The following is a 17924-nucleotide window of genomic DNA, read 5'->3' on the forward strand; positions in this document are numbered from 1 at the left end:
AGTTATTCGGTGTAGGCAGAGTCGTCAAAGCGCCAGTAGGCGTCGCCCACGTGAACAAAGTAAGGTTGGGAGACCAGTTCGGCGAAGATTGGGGCGGCGGGCGACCGGCGAATGACGTTGACGGCACTGTACAGTGACCGGGCATGAACGGCAGATTGCGGCGTGAGCTTGGCCAGTTCACGGAAGGTGTCGGCCACCACTTTCGCCAGCGGCGTTCGCCGCTCGGCGGCCTTCGTCCAAATGTCGTCAATCGCCGCCAGATTGTCGAGCGATACGATCATCTGCTCATCGTAGTCAACGGCAATCGGGCGCTTTTGCATGGCAAACGAAACGCGGCCTTCGCTGACGGTGGCAGTGCGCACCCACTCGCGCGTCGGCTTGCGGCGGGTAATTTTGATCACCACCTCGCCGGCGTTGTCGCCGCGTGAGACTTTGATGTGACCGCCGACCAGCATCTCATATTTCTGATACCACTCGGCCAGCCCGAAGACATAGCGGCCCTGCCGCACCACCCAGCCCGGATGTTTTTCGCCGGTGAAGCCGTCTATCAAAGTGAAACGGATTCTAGGCGACTCATAAGCCGTTGGGAAAAGAGGCGACAGAGCAGGTGAAAGCGGCAAGGTTCCGGCCCGGCGGTGAGGGAAGGTGAGAGTCAGGGTCACTTCTGCCGGTGATGTTTCCCCTGTCGTGGCGCGCATCGGCCCGAACTCGTCGTCCAGTTCAACTTCCAGTTGGCTTAGAACGTCAGGCAGTGCCGCCGTCTCCGAGGGCCGTTCGCATCGCAACCAGCGCGGCGTAGCCGTCACTTCGGCGGGTTCGAGGCGGTGCAGGAACCAGAGCACTTGCCCGGCCGGGCCTACCTCGTCGAAGCGCGAGTCTTCCTGCAGAGCGTAATCGAGCGAGAAGGTTTTGAGCTTTTCGTTGATGGTGGCCGGCAAGTCGAGATGCGGCAACAAGTCTGAGGTGGGCAGTGGCCCGCCGCCGGCCATGTCGAGCACGGCTTCGGCCAGGTTGAGGTGGCCTTCGTTGATGGTGGCTAACAGCCCGCGCGGGAACCAGCGGGTGGCAATGCGAACCACGTCGCCTTTGGCTTTGAAGCGGGCTTCGAGTTTGGCCCACACCAGCGGGCCGTACTCCGCCGCCAATTCTTCGGGCGCGCGTAACGGCGCATCGCCTTCAGCGCGCGTGCCATCAAATTCGTTCAGTTTGTGCTCGGCCATTCGAGCCGCAAAATGTCGTGGCGCTTTGCCGTCGCCGAAGTCAATGGCGATGACGTCGAACTCGCCAATTTCGGGATTGAGGCCGGGCCGCACTTCGGCGACTCTGCCGGAAGCGAACTGCAAATGAGCGAAGGTGATTTCCTGGCCGACGGCAAAGGTTTCTTTAGGCAGGTACACTGCGCCGCCGCGATACAACTGGCGTTGAATGGCGTGCTCTTCGCGCTCAACGCGGCGGCGGATGAGGGCCAGCACTAGCTCGTCGGCGGTGAGGGGGGTCTCGTCTTCGAGAAGGAGATTGTTGAGATGTTCAAGGTCGGCGTCTTCGACAATAAAGTTATCGTCCCAGTAGACAGCCGTCTGCGTTTGGCGTTGAATCACTAATGAGCCTCGGTGGATTGATATGCTGGCAGTGAAAATGAGGAGGGGAATTGCACCGCCGATGCAAGGTGAATTATATCCAGTGAGGGAGTGTTGTCAAAGGTTACGGAAACTCCCTCTCCAACCACTCCTCAGGGTTCACCTGGTTGCCGTTCACCCAAACGACGAAATGCAAGTGACTGCCGGTCGAGAGTCCGCTGGAACCCACTTCGCCAATCAACTCGCCGGCTTGCACCACCTGTCCCACCGTCACATCAATTCTGAATTGATGCCAGTAGCCGGTGTACACGCCCCAGCCGTGGTCAATGATGGTAGCGTTGCCGCGCACGGTGAGTTGCCCCGCAAAAACCACCGTGCCTGCCGCCGGGGCAGTGATGGGCGAGCCGCCCGGCATGCCCCAGTCAATGCCGTCGTGATAACTGTCGAACGGCCCGCCGTTGTAAGACCTGCGCCAGCCGAAGCCGGTCGTGATTCGCTCGGACTGCACCGGCTTGATGAACACGCCCTGCCACTGTTTGATCTCCGTGTAAGCCGACACGATTTGGGCCACCTGTTCCCGCTCCGGCCCCACCACGTTCGGATCGAGCAGGGCGCTTTGTTCGGCGCCGACGTACAACTGCTGCGCCGGATAGCCGGCGTCGGCCACCGGCACCATTTGCTCAAAGATTGTTGTGACTCCATTTGACGAAGTGGCCGTGATGATGAGCGGATACAGCCCCGGCTCGGTGAAGACGTGGATGCCTTGCAATGCGGCCAGCCCGTTGGCAGCCGTGTTGAAGCGCAATGCCCACTGGCCAAACTGGCCCGAAAGCGTCGTGCCTTCAAGAGTCTGCGCTAGCACCTCCAACGTGCCGCCCTGAGTCGGGCGTTCCGGCTGGAGGGTGAGCGAGAGGAAGGGTTGGGGCAGGCCGGTGAGGGCGGGGCCGGTGGCGGCGTCACCGGGGATGACAAGGTGTTGGCCGTTGTAGGTGATGAAGGGCGAGTCCAGATCGTTGAGCAGAGTCAGCCCCCACACTGTTTGCCCGCTCCGGGCCGCCAGCGCCGCCAGCGAGTCGCCTGGCGCGGCTACCGCCGTGATGCCAGCCGCCAGGCCGCCCACGCCTTCGGGATAGATCAGGAACTGGCCGACGTACAACGACTCGGGGTTGGTGATGCGGTTGAGGCGGATGAGGATTTCAGGCGCAACGCCGAAACGCTTTGCCAGGCCGGCCAGTGTTTCGCCAAGCTGGACTCGATAGGTGAGCAATTTGCCGTTCACACCCGTGAAGCCGGGGATGACTAAGGTTTGGCCGACGGCGAGCAGGGACGGGTCGGCGATGTTGTTGAACTGTTGCAGGGCCTCGACGGTGATGCCGAAAGCGCGGGCGATTGAGAACAACGTGTCACCTTCCTTCACCACGTATTCCGGGCCGGAGCTTTGGGCGCGGGCAGGCGCGAGGCCTGAAGCGGTAACAAGCAAAAGAGCTAAACAAACGTGAAACGTCAAACGTAAAAAATGACGTTTGAAGTTTGACGCTTGCTGAAAACCGGGGATGAGGGAAAGAGCAGATCTAGTCTTCAAAAGCAAGTTCATCACCGACGGCAACTTTTTTCAGGAGAAAGGGAGAAGCCTCAAGGACGTATTGGGCGGGCGCTTTGGAGGCGTAAAAGGGCCGCCAGGGTTCCGCGAGGCAAGTATCCACGACTCGAAAGCGCGCGTCAAGCCAGACGGCGGCGATGGGGAAGGACACAAAGAACATGTGAATGGAGGTGTCCAGGCGCGACTCGCGTTTTTCTACCAGCACCAGGCCTTCGCCCTCGGCCAACGGCCCGCGCAGAGTTAGCCCGCGCAGGCGGCAGAGGAACGTGTCACACCATTTGACTTTGGTGAGCAGGATGGCGTTGGTGGGTTTGTGGCGGAGGCGCATGAAATGGCGTAGGGGCGATTCAGGCCAAAGGCCCCCATAGTGGTGAATCGCCCCTACGGCGTTACGGCACGATCAACGTCTGCCCGACGAAGATTTTGTTCGGGTCGGAGAGGCCGTTGAGTTGTTGCAGAACAGCCGTCGTCGTGTTGAACCTGGCGGCGATCTTGCGCAAGTTGTCGCCGCGTTGCACCACGTAAGTCTTCTTCTCGCCGGCGTTGTTGAACGGCATGTTGATCACCTGGCCGGGGAAGATGCGGTTGGGGTTGATGCCGGGGTTGACGGCGATGATGGCGTTGGCGGTAGTGCCGAACTTGCGAGCAATGCTATACATCGTGTCGCCGCGCTGGACGGTGTAAGTGGTGAGCGAGCCTGGTGCGGCTGAAGTTGGCGTGGGGCCTGCGCCGGCGGGCGGCGCAGTGGGGGCCGGGGCGCTCGCGCCCGGAATCTTGAGCACCTGGCCGGGGAAGATCACATTTGGATTAGGGACGGCATTGAGATTCAGAATGGCCTGAACGGTGGTGTTGAATTTGCGGGCGATGCTCCGCAGGGTGTCGCCGCGTTGAACGGTGTAAGTTTGGGAAGCGGCGGTTGGAACCGTAGTGGGGGCGACGGTGGTGGGCGCTTTGGTTGAGGTGGGCGCGGCGGTGGCCCCCACGCTGGTGGATGTGGGCTGGGGGGTGGCAGTCGCTACCGTTGAACTGCCATCTGTGACCACCAGGCTGGCGTCGTCAATATAAACATCGTTGTGCTCCAGGCCCCAGCGCGGTTTGGAGTAAGTGAACACGGTGACGGTTGACCCCTGAGCGACGGCTTCCACAGTGAACAATGCCCAGTTGTCCCAGACGTTGGTCGGCGCGCTCCACACAATCCGGCTGTTGAAGGGATCAGTGCCGCCGGTTGGATCAATACCCACTTTCAGACTCATGTCGTTGTCTTTTGTGGTCGAGGTCACACTGCCGCCGTTGGTAGACCAGGCGTGCATGTAAACGCTGAAGCGCAGGCGCTGGCCGGCGCTAACCCCCGATGCTTGCTGGTACATGCCGGCTTCGTGAACGGAGAAGAAGGTGAAATATTTTTGAGCGTTGGCCCCGCTGTGAATGCGGTTGGTGAACGGGGCGGCTTCGCGCCACTCGGGGCGGTGCCAGGCGGTGCAACCAGTGCAGGTGGGCGGGTAGTTGGGGAAGCTGGGTTCGCGCCACCAGCCGCGCCAGCCGTTGGCGACCTGGACTTCGTCAATCGGGGTATTGGGCGGGAAGGTGGATTCGGTGTGACAGCACTGTTTGGCGTATGGGCTTTCGAAGCCAGGGTTGACGAGCAGGTTGGGGCCGTCGGCGGCGGTGTTTTCGGCCAGGGCCGGGATGGCGCTCCCGATGACGGCCAGAACGGCCAGCAGGCCGAGGGTGAGTTTGACGAACTTATTCATAAACAGGTGTCCTTTCAGGGGTATGACGATTGCCGCGCTTGTTTGGTTGCAATAAGTATACCCATTCGCCAAGACCGGGCAAACAAAAAGGGACGGCTCAGCCGTCCCCCGTTGACGCGCAGGTGTTGCCGTTACCTATTCCTGAACCCCGGCTTTGTTATTGGCGAAAACCTTGTCAATGCTGTCCAGAAGCTCTTGTGGGCCAAAGGGTTTGGTGAGGTAATCGTCCACTTTGGCGATGTGCAGGGCCAGAACTTTGTCTATGCTCTGGGCTTTGGCGGTGATGATGATGACCGGAATCTTGCGCATGGCTTCGCTGGCTTTGATCTGGTGATAGACTTCCCAGCCGTCTATATCAGGCATCATCAAGTCGAGCAGGATCAGGTCTGGCCCTTCACGCTGGATGGTCTCTATGCCTTCGTGGCCCCCCACTGCGCCAATCACCTGAAAGCCCTTGCGAACCAGGATCATTTTGATCAGGTCAATGATCCCCGGATCGTCTTCGATGCAAACAACGCGTTTTTGTTCAGCCATGTGTGTTCTTGTGAATGCGCCCAGACTCAGCGGCGGCATGGGTGAGTTTACCACACTCATGATGCCTCACAAACAGGCCGAAGGTGTGAGGCGCGTTTCAGGAAGCGGGCAGATTGATCACCGCTTGCAATACTCGGCCACCACGTCGTAGAGCACTTGCGCGCCCCAGCCCAGGCCGTCCACCGGGGCGCGCTCGTCGTGAGCGTGGAATAGCTCGGTGAAGTTGAAGGCGGGCGGCATTTTCATGGGCGCAAAGCCGTAGGATGGCACGCCAAGTTTGGAGAGGTATTTGGCGTCGGTTGCGCCGGTCATCATGTAGGGCACTGGCCGCGCGCCCGGGTCGTGCGCTCTCAGAGTCGAAACCATCAGGTCGAAGAGAGCCGTGTCGTGCGGCGTTTCGAGCGGCGGCGAGACCATATTCACTTCGTACTCAAAGTTCTCGCCCAGCACCGATTTGAGTTCGGCGATGAAGGATTCAGGGTCGAAGCCGGGCAGGGTTCGGCCATCAATCGTCACTTCGGCCTGGCTGGGGATGACGTTGGTTTTGTAACCGGCGGCCAGCCCGGTGGGCGTGGCCGTGTTGTGCAGAATCGCGTTGAAGAACGGGTGCAGTTCGTGCTTCTTGAGCACGCCGTTCAAAATGAGCGCCGCATCTTCCGGCGTCTTGAGTCCTTGCAGGAGCGGCCTGAACGACTCTTCGACGGCGGCGCTGGCCGCGTCGAGAAAACCGGTGGCGGCATCGCACAAATGATAGGGCAGGCCGCGCGAGGCCAGCCGATCCACGGCGCGGGCGAGGTGCACGACGGCGTTGTCGTCGTGCGGCTGGGAGGCGTGGCCGGGGCGGCCTTTGGCCCGAACCTTGAGCCAGCACGTTCCCTTCTCGGCCACCTGAATCGGATACAGTTGCGCTCCGGCGAAGTCCATGTTGTAGCCGCCAAGTTCGGTGAGGCCGAACTCGGCGCGGATCAACTCGGGGTGATGTTTGACGAGCCAGGCGATGCCATAACTGTCCTCGCCGCCGATTTCTTCGTCGGCGGTGGCGGCGAAGATCACATCGCGCTTGAGGGCGACGCCGTTTCGCTTGAGCAGAAGAAAGACCATCAACTGCTGGGCGACCGTCCCTTTCATGTCCACCGCGCCCCGGCCCCAGATGAAGCCGTCGGCGATCTCGCCCCCAAACGGCGGGTGCGTCCAATGCTCTGGTTCTGCCGGGACAACGTCGGTGTGGCCGTAGAGCAGGAGCGGCGGCGCGCCGCCCGTGCCTTTGAGGCGGGCGACGACGTTGCCTCGCCCCGGCGCAGATTCGAGCACGATTGGCTCAACGCCTTCCGCCTTGAGCACGCGGGCCAGATATTCGGCGGCGATCATTTCGTTGCCGGGCGGGTTGGTTGTGTCCAGCCTCAGCAGGGCTTGCAGGTGGTGGATGGTTTCCTGGGTGATGGCAGTTAGATTCAGCAGGGGCATTCAAAGGCTCCTTATTTCGTATTGTGTATTCCGTATCACGTGGCACGAAATACGCAACACGCAACACGCCTCACGCATTATAATCTCAGCCATGACAATTGCTTCCGCAGGTGACTTAATTGAATTGATTGACCGTGATGCCCGCAATTTCTACTTCCGGCTCACGCCCGGCCAGCGGCTGGAAACGCATCGTGGCATCTTCAAGCACGACGACCTCATCGGCCAGCCTTACGGCTCCGAAGTGTTCTCGCATCTCAATCACGGCTTCTTTCTGATCACACCCTCCATCGCCGACCTCATCACCGACCTCAAGCGCAATTCGCAGATCATCTTCCCGAAAGACATCGGCTTGATTTTGATGAAGCTGAACGTGCGGCCGGGGATGACGGTGGTGGAAGCCGGCACCGGCAGTGGCGGCCTCACCCTGGCTCTGGCTAATGCCGTCGGCCCGACCGGGCGAGTCATTTCTTACGATGCCCGGCAGGACATGCAAAATCTGGCCCGGCGCAATCTGGAGCAAGTGGGCTTGCAAGATCAGGTGACGTTCAAGATCAAGGACATCAAAGACGGCTTCGACGAGACGGATGTGGAAGCGCTGTTTTTGGACATGAACAATCCGTACGATTACACGGCCCAGGCCTACCGCGCCCTGCGCGGCGGCGGGTTCCTAGGCTCGCTGGTGCCCACCGCTAACCAGGTATCCGATTTGCTGGTGGCGCTCAGGCGCGAACGGTTTTATTTTCCCGAGGTGATCGAAATTTTACTCAGGCATTACAAGACCGTGCCGGAGCGTTTACGGCCCGTGGATAGAATGGTGGCTCATACCGGCTTTCTGATCTTCGCCAGGCCGGTGATGATGACACCGGAAGTTGTTCAAGAAGAGACGGCTGAGGGAGGCGAAGAGGGTGAAGCGTAAAGCGACAAACGACAAACGTCAAAGGTGACATACCCTAACTCCTATGCGTTTTCGACCTAACCGTAACCGCCGCAATCGCCCGTTCCGCCGACTCGTCGGCTCATTGCTTGGCCCGAACCGCCAGCTTGCGAATGATGCTCGCGCCATGCTCGACGAGGCCAATCGCTTGTTCGACGCTGGAGAGTACGCCGAAGCCGCCCACTCTCTGTCGCAGTTGGCCGAGATGGCGCAGGCCAACAACTTGCCGCGCCGGGCAATTCAACTGCACATTCGCGCCGCCGAGGCTCACCTCAAGAGCAACCAGGCGGCTGGTGCGGTGGAACATGGCCGCGCGGCGCTGGCGATGTTGATCCAGGCCGGAGGGCAACGCCGCGCTCTGAAGCTCGCGCCACAAATTGTCGGCGAATTACGAGCCGCCGGTTTCAGCGCCGAGGCAACCGCTTTTGAGAAAGAGATCAACGAACGGTTGGCGGGGTTGGGCTTGACTCTGGCATCCACACCGGCGGCCCCGCAACCCAGGCCTCGCCGAAGCCTCGCTTCTCATTGCTCGCAATGCGGAGCGCAGTTGCGCTGGACGGACGACGCCGACGAGGTGGAGTGCGAATACTGCGGAACGATTGCGCGGGCTGAGTAAACACGAGGACACAAAGGCTCAAAGACACAAAGAAAAACCTTGTGACTTGGTGTCTTCGTGCCTTTGTGTTAAGTTTCAGCGCCGATAAACCAGCTATGAACTTCGCCGAGTCTCTCAAAGCCGCGTTGACTGCCCGCCCAGTTCACACCGTCGCCGAGTGGGAAGCTCGCCCCGCCGCCGTGCTGGTTCCGTTGTATCAACACGATGGCGAGTGGCACTTGCTTTTCACCCAGCGCACCGATCACGTTGACGAGCACAAAGGGCAGGTGGCCTTTCCTGGCGGCAAGATTGACCCCGAAGACGAGTCGCCGACCGCCGCCGCCCTGCGCGAGGCCGAAGAGGAAATTGGTTTGCGAAGAGGCGACGTGGCCGTGATTGGCCGCCTCGACGACCTCATCACCGTCACCCAGTGGCAAATCACACCCGTCGTCGGCGTGTTTCCTTTTCCCTATGAATTTGTGATCAACCCAAAGGAATGTTCAGCCGTGTTCGGCGTGCCGCTCTCGTGGCTGGCCGACCCGGCCAATCTGGAGACGCGCTACCGCCAGATGCCTGTTGCCGGCCCGCCGGTGCCGGTGTACTACTATAAAGACTGGGACGGCCACATCATTTGGGGCGCGACGGCGCGGATGACGAGGATGTTGTTAGCAATCTTGGCGAATGAGGGGTAAGGTGTTATGCGATCACCCTTGTTCTTTGTCCCCCCTTCTCCCTTTCTTCTTTCTGCATCGTCTCAAATGCCTTGATCGCCACTTCCAGCATTTGCAAGTCCGGCTCGCGGGTGGTCAGGCGTTGCATGAGCAGGTTCGGGACGACGATGAGGCGGATGAACGGGTTGGAGATGTAGCGGGCGGTGAAACGCAAATATTCGTAGGCCACCGCGGCCAGCACCGGAACCAACAGCACCCGCGAGGCCAGCCTCTCCAACAGCGGCAAGGGGCCGAGCAGGGAAAATAACAGCACCGACAGAATCACCACCACTAACAGAAACGCCGTGCCACAGCGCGGGTGCTCCAACGGGAACTTCGCCACCGACTCGGGAGTGAGCGGCGCGCCGGCTTCGTAAGCGTTGATCGTCTTGTGCTCTGCGCCGTGATAGCCGTACAGCCGCTTGATGTCAGGGATGAAGCCGATGCCCCAGATGTAGCCGACGATTAACAACAGGCGGATGAGGCCCTCAGCCAGGTTGCCCACCCAGCCGGCGGCTTCCCCGGTTGAGCCGACGATAGTTCGGGACAGATACTCTACGCCTGCCCCGGCGGCGGCGGGAAGCAGGAAGAACAGGGCGATGCCAAAGGTCAGGGACATCGCCACCGTTCCCCACATGGCCGGCCCTTCAACCTTTATCTCTTCACCCCCGGCAATGTTGGCCGAGTAGCTAAGGCTTTGCATCCCCAGCCCCAGCGCATCCCACAACCCGAGCAGGCCGCGCAGGAACGGCAGTTTGCTAAAGCGCCCACGATAGATGTTGCCCAGCGGCTGGGTGTGAACTTGAATCTCGCCTTTGGGATCGCGCACAGCCACGGCCATGGCCTGCGAGCCGCGCATCATCACGCCCTCCAGCACCGCCTGGCCGCCGTAAATCGGAAGTTTGTCAGTCATCCAATCTCCAATCTCTGATCTCTAATCTCCAAGTTTGTCAGTCATTCTACCTTTCCCGGCGAAGGCGGGTCAAGGCGTCGTTCGTGCAAGGCGGCCTCCCCGAAAGTGCCGCCCTTGCCTAAAGTTGTCCGCCCCTGTTATCATGCTGGATGTACTGGTTTTAGTCATGACATTGTCATTATTACTTGCGTACTTGCCTCCATATCGCAACCCTTTTAGCCGGTCAGTGTTTTCTATGTTGAGCGGGTTGGATAACTCATGAAACCGCTCACCACACAGGACAGCGCTCTTATTGAGCGCGCCAAGGCTGACCCGGTGGCGTTCGGCGAGCTTTACGAACGTTATGTGGGCAAGATTTACAACTATATTTATTACCGCACCGGCAACGAGCACGACGCGGAAGACCTGACCGCTCGCGTGTTCTTCCGGGCCATGAAGCGCCTGCCCAGCTACACCGATCGCGGCCTGCCGTTTTCGGCCTGGCTGTACCGGATCGCACACAACCTGGTGGCCAACTGGCACCGCGACCAGGGCCGACGGAAGATTGTGCCGCTGGACGAGTACATCGTTCACGGCTTGCAGAGCGAAGCGCCGGAGTACGCCGCCGAGAGCCGCGAGGATCAGGACTTTTTGCTGGAGATGGTGCGGCGCTTGCCTGCCGAGCGCCAGCAGTTGCTGGTGCTCAAGTTCATCGAGCAAATGTCGAACGCCGAGATCGGCGCGGTGATGAACCGGAGCGAGGGCGCAATCAAAAGTTTATATCACCGGACATTGGTGGATTTGCGCGATGATCTGGACGGTCATCCCAAAGGCAACGGCTGGGCGTCGGTTCTGAGCCGGCAGTAGAAACAGGAAACACAATGAAGGACGTGACAGTATCAGAAATTTTGAGTCAGCATGTCGAGGCCTTGAACGCGGGCCGGATTGCCGAGGCCGAACGGCTGGCTGCCGGGCCGGGCCGCGAGGAGTTGGCCGGCCTGTTCAATATGGCCGGGCGGCTCAAGACGGCTATGAAGCCGGTGACGCCTCGGGCCGAGTTTGTGGCAAACCTCAAACAGCGATTAATTCGCGAGAGTCAGGCCGGCCATCAAAAGATCGAACGCCGCCAGCAGTTGGCGTGGGCGGCGGTTGGCGTGGGCGGACTGGTCTATTCCATCAGTTTGTTTGTGATGGGCATCCGCGCCACTTGGTGGATGCTGGGTGTGGTGGCCCTGTTGCTCGGCTGGCGCAAACGCCCGGCGCTGGTAAAAGCGCCGCAAGCGGTGAGACGCTAAAACGAAACCGGGACGAGCCAGCGGCTCGCCCCGGTTTTTATTTACACCGCCGCCAGCCACCCCTCAAACTTCGGCCCGTCCATCTTCGCCGTCGCCCGCCCCCAACGCTCCACTGCCCAGCCCCAGAAGTCAAAATCAATCGTCGAAATTTTGGCCTGAATGGCCGCCCACAGCGTCCAGCCCACGTCGGACATGATCATGTTCAACTTCATCCGCGCCAGCTTGTCGGGGTACGGTTCACCAAAATAAGCGGCACACATCTCAACGATTCCGGTTTCATCATATTGTTGCTCCTGACAGGTGTTGCCCAGTTCAAACGTCGGGTCGTTGTTGCCGCTGTACTCGTAGTCCACAATCCACAGCATCTTCCCGTCGTCAATGTAGTTCTCGGCCAGCAGGTCGTTGTGGCAAGGCACGGTCGCCAGCGGATGCCGCTTCATCGCCTCTTCAATTCGACCCACCTGTGGCATGTAGTCGCGAAACCGATCCGGGATTCGGACTTCGTGCTCGTCCACCACCTTCAGGTAAAACTCCGTCAGGCGGAACATGTTGAAGTCGTGCAGGAAGCGCGGGCCGGCGTGGAGTTTCTTCAACGATTGGGCGATCCGGGCCGGTTGCCCCGCCTCTTTTAGTCGGGCAATGCTCATCGTGTCGCCGTGAATGAAGTCTAGCACCATCACGTTGACATCGGCAAGATAGTGAACAACGGTGGGGCCGACTCCAGCCTGGGCGGCGGCCACGGTGTTGTAATGCTCGTTGACCCGATCCACCGCCAGCAGTTCAGTGGACGCGCCCGGAATACGAATGACGTAAGGCGTGCCTTCCACCTCCACCCGGTAGTTGGTGTTGGTGAGGCCGCCGCTCAACGGATAAATGGCAATGGTCTTTTCTTTCCAGTCAGAAATGTGGTTAACAACTTGCTCAATGGAGATCGTCATCCGTTTATTTCTCCCACGAGGTTGTAACGCCCGGCGATGGGCCGGCGTGTGTATCACGACGCAATACTGTTCTATGGCAACATGTAATTGGGTCGTAAATAGGCCGGCTTGAATCCGGTTCTGATCATATTGTGAAACGACGGGTTGGGCGCGGTCGGCGTCTCTTCGCCTGTTTCGGTGACCAGCCACTGGCAACCCAGTTCAATGCCATCACGAATCCGCCGGGCCATGATCGCGCCCTGCGCCCCGCGCCCGCGCGCCGCCGGAAGTGTTCCGGCGATGCCCAGCCAGCCGATGTTCTCTTTTACGAATAACGCGCCGCAACCTACCGGCTTGTCGCCGTCGAAAGCAAGGTAATGCCGCCAATTCATCCGGCCCATGATTGGCGCCAGCCAGGGTTTAATCACCAGTGACATCCCAAACGCAACGGCGGCGATTTCAGAATAATCATCGCCGCGCTCAGGCCCAACCACTTCAACGCGCAAGTCAGTGCGGATCGCTGGCGGCGGCTCTGTTCCGCGAATCACCTTCACCCAGTTGTCGCTTACGCGCAAGCCACGCGCGGCCAACCAGGCAGGTAGTTCCGTGGGCCGGGCCAGGGGGCTTTGTTGAAAAGCAAAATGCTTCACCCCGCGTTGCCGAAAGTGGGCGACCGCTTCATCTACCATTGACTCGGTCGCAGGCTCGTCCAGGCCGAGGCCGACCACGCGATTGAACAGTGGAATGTCGAAAGCCGCCGTTGTAAACACAAACCCCGATCCAAGCCGTTGCACGTTGATGCCAAACTGGGCGGCATAATCGGCGGGAGTCGCCGCGTAAAAATCGGCGTAGGCTTCAGCCTCGCCAAACTCGACCAGACGGGCGATCTCTTCAGGTGTCATTGTCCCCTCGTTGCAATGTGCTCGGCCACGTAGGCCGCATCCTCGCCCACGCCCAACAGCAGGGTAGACTTGGCAGTGTGTAACCAGTGCAATCCCAAGAAATACAAACCCGGATAATCCGTCACGCCGCGTTGCTGAACGGGGTAGCCATCGTCGTCGAAGATCGGCAACTGCACCAAACTGAAGTCGAAAGTATAGCCCATGGCCCAGATAATGCTGGATACCCCGGCGGCGCGCAAATCCAATTCGGTGATCACCTCGGTTTCATAACCATCGCGCAACTGTGGCGCTTCTTCCTTCGGCGCATCCAGGCCGCTCTTGGCGATGAAGCCGTCAATCATCTTCAGCAAGTTGACCTCAAACTCGTCAACTTTGCCCAGCGCTTCTTTCAAATTCGGGGCCAGCGCAATCCTGTGATCGTCCGCGCCCTGAACCCGGCCCAGCAGAGTCACGCCGTCACGGGCAAACTGGTGCAAGTTGATGGGGTGACCGCCGCGTGTGCCCGAGGCCTGCGGGTTGCCGGCGAACCGCGCTTTGGGTGAAGGCAGTTTGTCGAGCGTGCGATCAAAGAAGCCGCTTTTGTCCAGCCACCAGAAGACATCTTTGCCGCGATAACGTCGCGGAGCGCGGCCCGCACTGCCCACGCTCAAAAACACCTTGCGCCCGCTCTGATACAACTCCTCCGCAATCTGGCAACCCGACTGCCCACTGCCGATGATCAGCACCGCGCCCGGCGGCAGGGCGCTTGGGTTGCGATACTCGCCTGAATGAATCTGTAAAACGTCTTTGGCGATGTTTGCGCTGAACGACGGCGACTTGGGTTTCTGGAACGAGCCGGTCGCCACCACCACGTTGGCGGCCTCCCAGGTTGTGCCGTCGGCTTCAACCGTGTACCCCGTTTCTGTTCGTTTGACCGCCTTCACTGCCACACCGTATCGCACCGGCAGGCCGTGGCGAGTCACATACGCCTCAAACATCCCAATGATCTCGTCACGTGGCATGTAACCGTCAGGGTTGTCTCCTTGATAGTTGCCGCCTGGCAAGCGAATTGCCCAATTGGGTGTGACGAAGGTGAACGAGTCCCAGCGCCATCGCCAGGCTTCACCCGCGCGCCCGGCCTTCTCCAGCACCAGATGTTCGCGGCCCTGCTGAGTCAAAAGATAACTCAGCGAGAGTCCAGCCTGCCCGCCGCCGATGATAATCGTATCGAGTTTTTCTGTCATTTTGATTTACACCTTTATCCTGACAATCACGTGATCAGCGCCCTGAGCGGAGGCTCGCGTGTTCTTCGCGAGCCGCAGTCGAAGGGCGCGGCTCTCTCGCAGACACCGCACCCTTCGACTGCGCGACGGAACAGCACCGTCGCTTCGCTCAGGGTGCTACTCTCGCTGTTACAGAATTGCTTTCGCTCGCCTGCCACAAGTGTGGCCTAAAACTTCAACACTAGTGGCAGTGTCGGCCTCGCGTCCGCCGTCTTGCCCAATGCCCCCTCGTCAAAAGTCAACGTCAACAACGGCTCTGCGCCCAGCTCGAATTTCACCAGGCTGTTCTCTTCAAGTTGACGCGCAATTGGCGAAAGCGAATTTGCCTGAACGGCAATAGTCACGCCGGTAAGATTCTTCACGCCTAGCGGGTGCGGCAGGTCTTGAATGTTGGCCCGGAAGCCGCGAAAGGACATTTCTTCGGGGACGACGCCGTAGCATGGCTCTGCTACGACTTCGCCATTGAACCCGACCGAGGCGCCATTTGGCAGTTGGACCGAGTGAACCGGAAACGGCGGCGGGTCGGTCGCGCCCGGCTGGCGGCGCAACATCAGGTTGATCGGCGACGCGCCGCTCTTGCGCCAATTCATGCGCGGGATAGCGTTCATGGTCAACGGCTCAAAGTTCCGGCGCGCGGCGTCCTCATCGTCAATCCACAACAGTTCCAGATAGAGGAGATTGGAGAAGAAGAAAGAGGTGGAGGCCGAACCCAGGTCGCCGTGCCGGGTGACGCCGCCAAAGCCTTGCAGGCCGAGGGCTTCAAGCGCCTTCGCTTCCGGCGCGTCAACGGCGGTGAAGATGACGACGTGGTCGAGTTCCAATCCAAATTGACTCATTCAATGCCTCCGTTCGTAGAGCGATTTGCCCGCTTCGCGTCGCTCTACATTCTCAACCTTTCCCCTTTCGGATCATATAACACGTCTGCTGTCACGGTTGCCGGGACTCTTTCGCCGAACACTTCCACTTCCAGCGCCGTCCCTTCTTTGGCGAGTGCGAGCGGTAGATAGATGAAAGCGATGTTCTTGCCAACTGTATAACCCCAGCCGCCTGAGCGCAAGCGCCCGACAATCTCGCCGCTGGCAAAGACCGCTTCGCCGCCGTAAATCACAACCCCGCCGTTCATTATTACGGTGCAAAGTTTCTTTTGAATCCCTTCGGGTTTCAATTTTGCCAAAGCCTCACGGCCAATAAAGTTGCATGGTGAGCCTGTCGAACCATCGCCCTTGTTCAGTTTCACGCAGAAACCCTGCCCCGACTCGTAAGGCGTCTCGCCCGGCGTGATGTCGGCGCTCCAGTAACGATAGCCTTTTTCGAGCCGCAGAGAGTCCAATGCTTTGTAACCGGCAGGTGTGATGCCAAATGGTTGACCGGCTTTCATCAACGCATCCCAAACCGCGCCTGCATCTCTGGGCGACATATAAAACTCCCAGCCCAACTCGCCCACATAAGTGACTCGTTGCGCCCACACCTGTAAGGGCGATTGTAGGGGCGATTCAGGTAAGGGCGATTCATGAATCGCCCCTTCGATGCGTATCCAACAGGCCGTCATGTAGGGGAAGCCGCCGTTTGAAACGTCGGCGTTGGTCACGGCTTGCAACACCTGACGCGCCTTCGGCCCCCACAAACCAATCGTCGCCCAGTCTTCGGTGACTTCGCGCACTTCGACATCACCGCCCAGGTGCATCCGAATCCAGCCCAGGTCGCCGGCCACAAAATTGCTGCCGGTGATAATGCGAAAGTGATCGTCGCCCACGCGAACGACGGTCAAATCGGATTCGATGCCGCCGCGCTCGTTGAGGAATTGAGTATAAATGACACTGCCGACCGGCTTGTCTACGTCGTTGTCGGCCAAACGCTGGAGCAAGGCCAACGCGCCCGGCCCGCGCACCTCAATCTTGCCGAATGAACTCATGTCCCAGATTGCCACACGCTCGCGGGCGGCTCTGTGTTCCTCTCCAACCTGCTCAAAAAATGCTGGCCGCCCCCAGCCCCACTGCTTTTGTTCTGCGCCCATCCGACGCCCCGATTTCCCCGACTCAAAATAATTCACCCGCTCCCAGCCGTTCTTCTCGCCAAAGACCGCGCCCAATTTCATCAGCCGCGAGTCCAACGGGCTGAGGCGTTTGGGCCGCGCCCACTCATTCTCATCGTGCGGAAAACGCAGAACGTAATAATACTTATACGACTCGCGGGCGCGCTCGGCGGCGTAAGCCCGGTCTTGCATGATCGGGCCGAAGCGTCGGACGTTCATCTCGGTCACGTCGTAAGGCGGCTCGCCGTTCACGATCCACTCGGCGATGATTTCGCCAATCGCGCCGCCCGCACCGAAGCCGGTGTGCGAGAGTCCGCAGGCGGCCCAAAAGCCGCGCACGCCCGGAACCGGGCCGAGCAGTGGCCGCGAGTCGGGCGTGATCGCTTCGGGGCCGTTCACCAGATGCATCAACTCGGCCTCCTCCAGAATCGGGATGCGTTTGATCGCGCCTTCCATGATCGGGCCGAACAATTCCCAATCGGAGGCAAGCAGTTTGCTGGTGAAGTCCCAGGGGACGCCGCCAACTGACCAGGCGACAGGCTCTTTCTCAAACCCGCCGATGAGATAGCCGCCTTGTTCTTCGCGCATATAAAACAAGTATTCGGGGTCGCGGAGGCAGGGGGTGTTTTTGGGTAATTGGTTATTCGTTATTGGTTTGGTGGCAACGTGCTGGTGGACGAGCGGAGTCATGGGCAAGTCTGCGCCGACCATATCGCCGATCTGCCGCCCCCACATGCCGGCGGCGTTGATCACGATCTCGGTTTTGATAGAACCTTGCTCGGTGTTCACGCCGACGATTTCCCCGTAATGGCCGCGTTCGATCCCCGTCACTCGCGTGTCAGTGGCAATCGTCACGCCCATTTCCCGCGCCCGGCGGGCGATCTCCATCGTCACCCCGTTCGGGTCCACGTGACCGTCGTTCGGCAAATAGATTGCGCCGTACAACTCCCGATCGGTCATGTACGGAAAGATGTTCAAAGCTTCGGCAGGCGAGAGGATGGCGACGTTGAGGCCGATGGCTTTGGCCAGGCTTACTTGCCGCTGGAGGAACTTGAACTGGTCGGGGCTGGAGGCTACGCGCAAACTGCCCACTTCGTTCCAGCCGATGTGATGTCCGGCTTCAATCTGCAAATCGCGGTAGAGCGAGATGCTGTTCTTGCGCATTCGCATCAGGGCGGGCGAAGTGTGGAAGTGGGTGAGCAAACCGGCGGCGTGCCAGGTAGAGCCGCTGGTCAGTTCGCCTTTGTCGAGCAGAAGCACGTCCTTGCGGCCAAGTTTGGCGAGGTAGTAGGCAATGCTGCACCCGGCGATGCCGCCGCCGATGATGGTGATGGCTGTGTGAGAGGGGAGGGTCATGATGAAAGAGAATTGGAGGAGCAGAGAATTGGCGATTGGCCTATAAACAAGTGGAGGCCGGAGAAAACGTTCTCCGACCTCCACTGTTCACTGTTCACTATCC

17 protein-coding genes are annotated in these 17924 nt (G+C 59.8%); 5 read left to right on the forward strand and 12 right to left on the reverse strand.

Translation table 11 applies throughout. The annotated features are described in order from the left end of the window. Positions 1-2 precede the first annotated feature (2 nt). The 6 genes from HYZ49_13635 to HYZ49_13660 all read right to left on the reverse strand — a co-directional run bounded on the left by HYZ49_13635 (position 3) and on the right by HYZ49_13660 (position 6926). Complete coding sequence (locus HYZ49_13635) at positions 3-1598, reverse strand: hypothetical protein (protein MBI3243326.1); 1596 nt, start codon at positions 1596-1598, stop codon at positions 3-5. Between the two features lie 103 nt (positions 1599-1701). After that, entirely contained in the window at positions 1702-3057 is a 1356-nt protein-coding gene (locus tag HYZ49_13640) for a LysM peptidoglycan-binding domain-containing protein (GenBank protein MBI3243327.1), read from the reverse strand. A 91-nt stretch (positions 3058-3148) separates the two neighbouring features. After that, positions 3149-3505 (reverse strand): DUF192 domain-containing protein, encoded by a 357-nt coding sequence (locus HYZ49_13645; protein ID MBI3243328.1) that lies wholly within the window; start codon positions 3503-3505, stop codon positions 3149-3151. A gap of 61 nt (positions 3506-3566) precedes the next feature. Further along, on the reverse strand, positions 3567-4928 hold the full coding sequence (locus tag HYZ49_13650; GenBank protein MBI3243329.1) for a LysM peptidoglycan-binding domain-containing protein: 1362 nt from the start codon (positions 4926-4928) through the stop codon (positions 3567-3569). Between the two features lie 135 nt (positions 4929-5063). Continuing rightward, positions 5064-5462: a response regulator gene (locus HYZ49_13655; protein ID MBI3243330.1), complete on the reverse strand. Its 399-nt coding sequence runs from the start codon at positions 5460-5462 to the stop codon at positions 5064-5066. A gap of 117 nt (positions 5463-5579) precedes the next feature. Next, entirely contained in the window at positions 5580-6926 is a 1347-nt protein-coding gene (locus HYZ49_13660) for a M20/M25/M40 family metallo-hydrolase (protein ID MBI3243331.1), read from the reverse strand. A 91-nt stretch (positions 6927-7017) separates the two neighbouring features. On the opposite strand from HYZ49_13660, the gene HYZ49_13665 reads away from it, so the two are divergent. From HYZ49_13665 to HYZ49_13675, 3 genes are all read left to right on the forward strand, one after another. Further along, the gene (locus HYZ49_13665; protein MBI3243332.1) at positions 7018-7842 is read left to right on the forward strand and encodes a tRNA (adenine-N1)-methyltransferase; all 825 of its coding nucleotides are present in this window, start codon (positions 7018-7020) and stop codon (positions 7840-7842) included. Between the two features lie 43 nt (positions 7843-7885). Next, positions 7886-8476, forward strand: a complete 591-nt coding sequence (locus HYZ49_13670; protein MBI3243333.1) for a hypothetical protein — start codon at positions 7886-7888, stop codon at positions 8474-8476. 95 nt (positions 8477-8571) lie between these two features. Further along, positions 8572-9147 carry a CoA pyrophosphatase gene (locus HYZ49_13675; protein ID MBI3243334.1) on the forward strand — a complete coding sequence of 192 codons (576 nt, stop codon included), beginning with the start codon at positions 8572-8574 and terminating at the stop codon, positions 9145-9147. Between the two features lie 4 nt (positions 9148-9151). Here HYZ49_13675 and HYZ49_13680 read toward each other — a convergent pair whose 3' ends face one another. Continuing rightward, entirely contained in the window at positions 9152-10078 is a 927-nt protein-coding gene (locus HYZ49_13680) for a DUF1385 domain-containing protein (GenBank protein MBI3243335.1), read from the reverse strand. Positions 10079-10336: 258 nt separating this feature from the next. Here HYZ49_13680 and HYZ49_13685 point away from each other — a divergent pair, with 258 nt between their 5' ends. Together HYZ49_13685 and HYZ49_13690 are read left to right on the forward strand one after the other, a co-directional pair. After that, on the forward strand, positions 10337-10924 hold the full coding sequence (locus tag HYZ49_13685) for a sigma-70 family RNA polymerase sigma factor (protein ID MBI3243336.1): 588 nt from the start codon (positions 10337-10339) through the stop codon (positions 10922-10924). A gap of 14 nt (positions 10925-10938) precedes the next feature. Continuing rightward, entirely contained in the window at positions 10939-11352 is a 414-nt protein-coding gene (locus HYZ49_13690; GenBank protein MBI3243337.1) for a hypothetical protein, read from the forward strand. Between the two features lie 41 nt (positions 11353-11393). Here the strand turns inward: HYZ49_13690 and HYZ49_13695 are convergent, their stop codons facing one another. The 5 genes from HYZ49_13695 to HYZ49_13715 all read right to left on the reverse strand — a co-directional run bounded on the left by HYZ49_13695 (position 11394) and on the right by HYZ49_13715 (position 17821). Next, positions 11394-12290, reverse strand: a complete 897-nt coding sequence (locus HYZ49_13695; protein ID MBI3243338.1) for a phosphotransferase family protein — start codon at positions 12288-12290, stop codon at positions 11394-11396. A 71-nt stretch (positions 12291-12361) separates the two neighbouring features. Then, positions 12362-13171, reverse strand: a complete 810-nt coding sequence (locus tag HYZ49_13700; protein MBI3243339.1) for a hypothetical protein — start codon at positions 13169-13171, stop codon at positions 12362-12364. Next, positions 13168-14394 carry an NAD(P)-binding domain-containing protein gene (locus HYZ49_13705; GenBank protein MBI3243340.1) on the reverse strand — a complete coding sequence of 409 codons (1227 nt, stop codon included), beginning with the start codon at positions 14392-14394 and terminating at the stop codon, positions 13168-13170. Before HYZ49_13705 ends, HYZ49_13700 begins: the two co-directional genes overlap by 4 nt. A 206-nt stretch (positions 14395-14600) precedes the next feature. Then, positions 14601-15269 carry a hypothetical protein gene (locus HYZ49_13710; protein MBI3243341.1) on the reverse strand — a complete coding sequence of 223 codons (669 nt, stop codon included), beginning with the start codon at positions 15267-15269 and terminating at the stop codon, positions 14601-14603. A gap of 44 nt (positions 15270-15313) precedes the next feature. Beyond that, a complete protein-coding gene (locus HYZ49_13715) occupies positions 15314-17821 on the reverse strand; it encodes an FAD-dependent oxidoreductase (protein MBI3243342.1) in 2508 nt (835 codons plus the stop codon). Positions 17822-17924: the final 103 nt, after the last annotated feature.

This window comes from Chloroflexota bacterium, from assembly GCA_016197225.1.
Lineage (GTDB): Bacteria > Chloroflexota > Anaerolineae > Anaerolineales > VGOW01 > VGOW01.

Excerpts from the sequence above, each read along its gene's own strand:
- HYZ49_13645 (MBI3243328.1), bottom strand. The coding sequence starts at position 3,505 with ATGCGCCTCCGCCACAAACCCACCAACGCCATCCTGCTCACCAAAGTC.
- HYZ49_13650 (MBI3243329.1), bottom strand. The coding sequence starts at position 4,928 with ATGAATAAGTTCGTCAAACTCACCCTCGGCCTGCTGGCCGTTCTGGCC.
- HYZ49_13655 (MBI3243330.1), bottom strand. The coding sequence starts at position 5,462 with ATGGCTGAACAAAAACGCGTTGTTTGCATCGAAGACGATCCGGGGATC.
- HYZ49_13660 (MBI3243331.1), bottom strand. The coding sequence starts at position 6,926 with ATGCCCCTGCTGAATCTAACTGCCATCACCCAGGAAACCATCCACCAC.
- HYZ49_13665 (MBI3243332.1), top strand. The coding sequence starts at position 7,018 with ATGACAATTGCTTCCGCAGGTGACTTAATTGAATTGATTGACCGTGAT.
- HYZ49_13670 (MBI3243333.1), top strand. The coding sequence starts at position 7,886 with ATGCGTTTTCGACCTAACCGTAACCGCCGCAATCGCCCGTTCCGCCGA.
- HYZ49_13675 (MBI3243334.1), top strand. The coding sequence starts at position 8,572 with ATGAACTTCGCCGAGTCTCTCAAAGCCGCGTTGACTGCCCGCCCAGTT.
- HYZ49_13680 (MBI3243335.1), bottom strand. The coding sequence starts at position 10,078 with ATGACTGACAAACTTCCGATTTACGGCGGCCAGGCGGTGCTGGAGGGC.
- HYZ49_13685 (MBI3243336.1), top strand. The coding sequence starts at position 10,337 with ATGAAACCGCTCACCACACAGGACAGCGCTCTTATTGAGCGCGCCAAG.
- HYZ49_13690 (MBI3243337.1), top strand. The coding sequence starts at position 10,939 with ATGAAGGACGTGACAGTATCAGAAATTTTGAGTCAGCATGTCGAGGCC.
- HYZ49_13695 (MBI3243338.1), bottom strand. The coding sequence starts at position 12,290 with ATGACGATCTCCATTGAGCAAGTTGTTAACCACATTTCTGACTGGAAA.
- HYZ49_13700 (MBI3243339.1), bottom strand. The coding sequence starts at position 13,171 with ATGACACCTGAAGAGATCGCCCGTCTGGTCGAGTTTGGCGAGGCTGAA.
- HYZ49_13705 (MBI3243340.1), bottom strand. The coding sequence starts at position 14,394 with ATGACAGAAAAACTCGATACGATTATCATCGGCGGCGGGCAGGCTGGA.
- HYZ49_13710 (MBI3243341.1), bottom strand. The coding sequence starts at position 15,269 with ATGAGTCAATTTGGATTGGAACTCGACCACGTCGTCATCTTCACCGCC.
- HYZ49_13715 (MBI3243342.1), bottom strand. The coding sequence starts at position 17,821 with ATGACCCTCCCCTCTCACACAGCCATCACCATCATCGGCGGCGGCATC.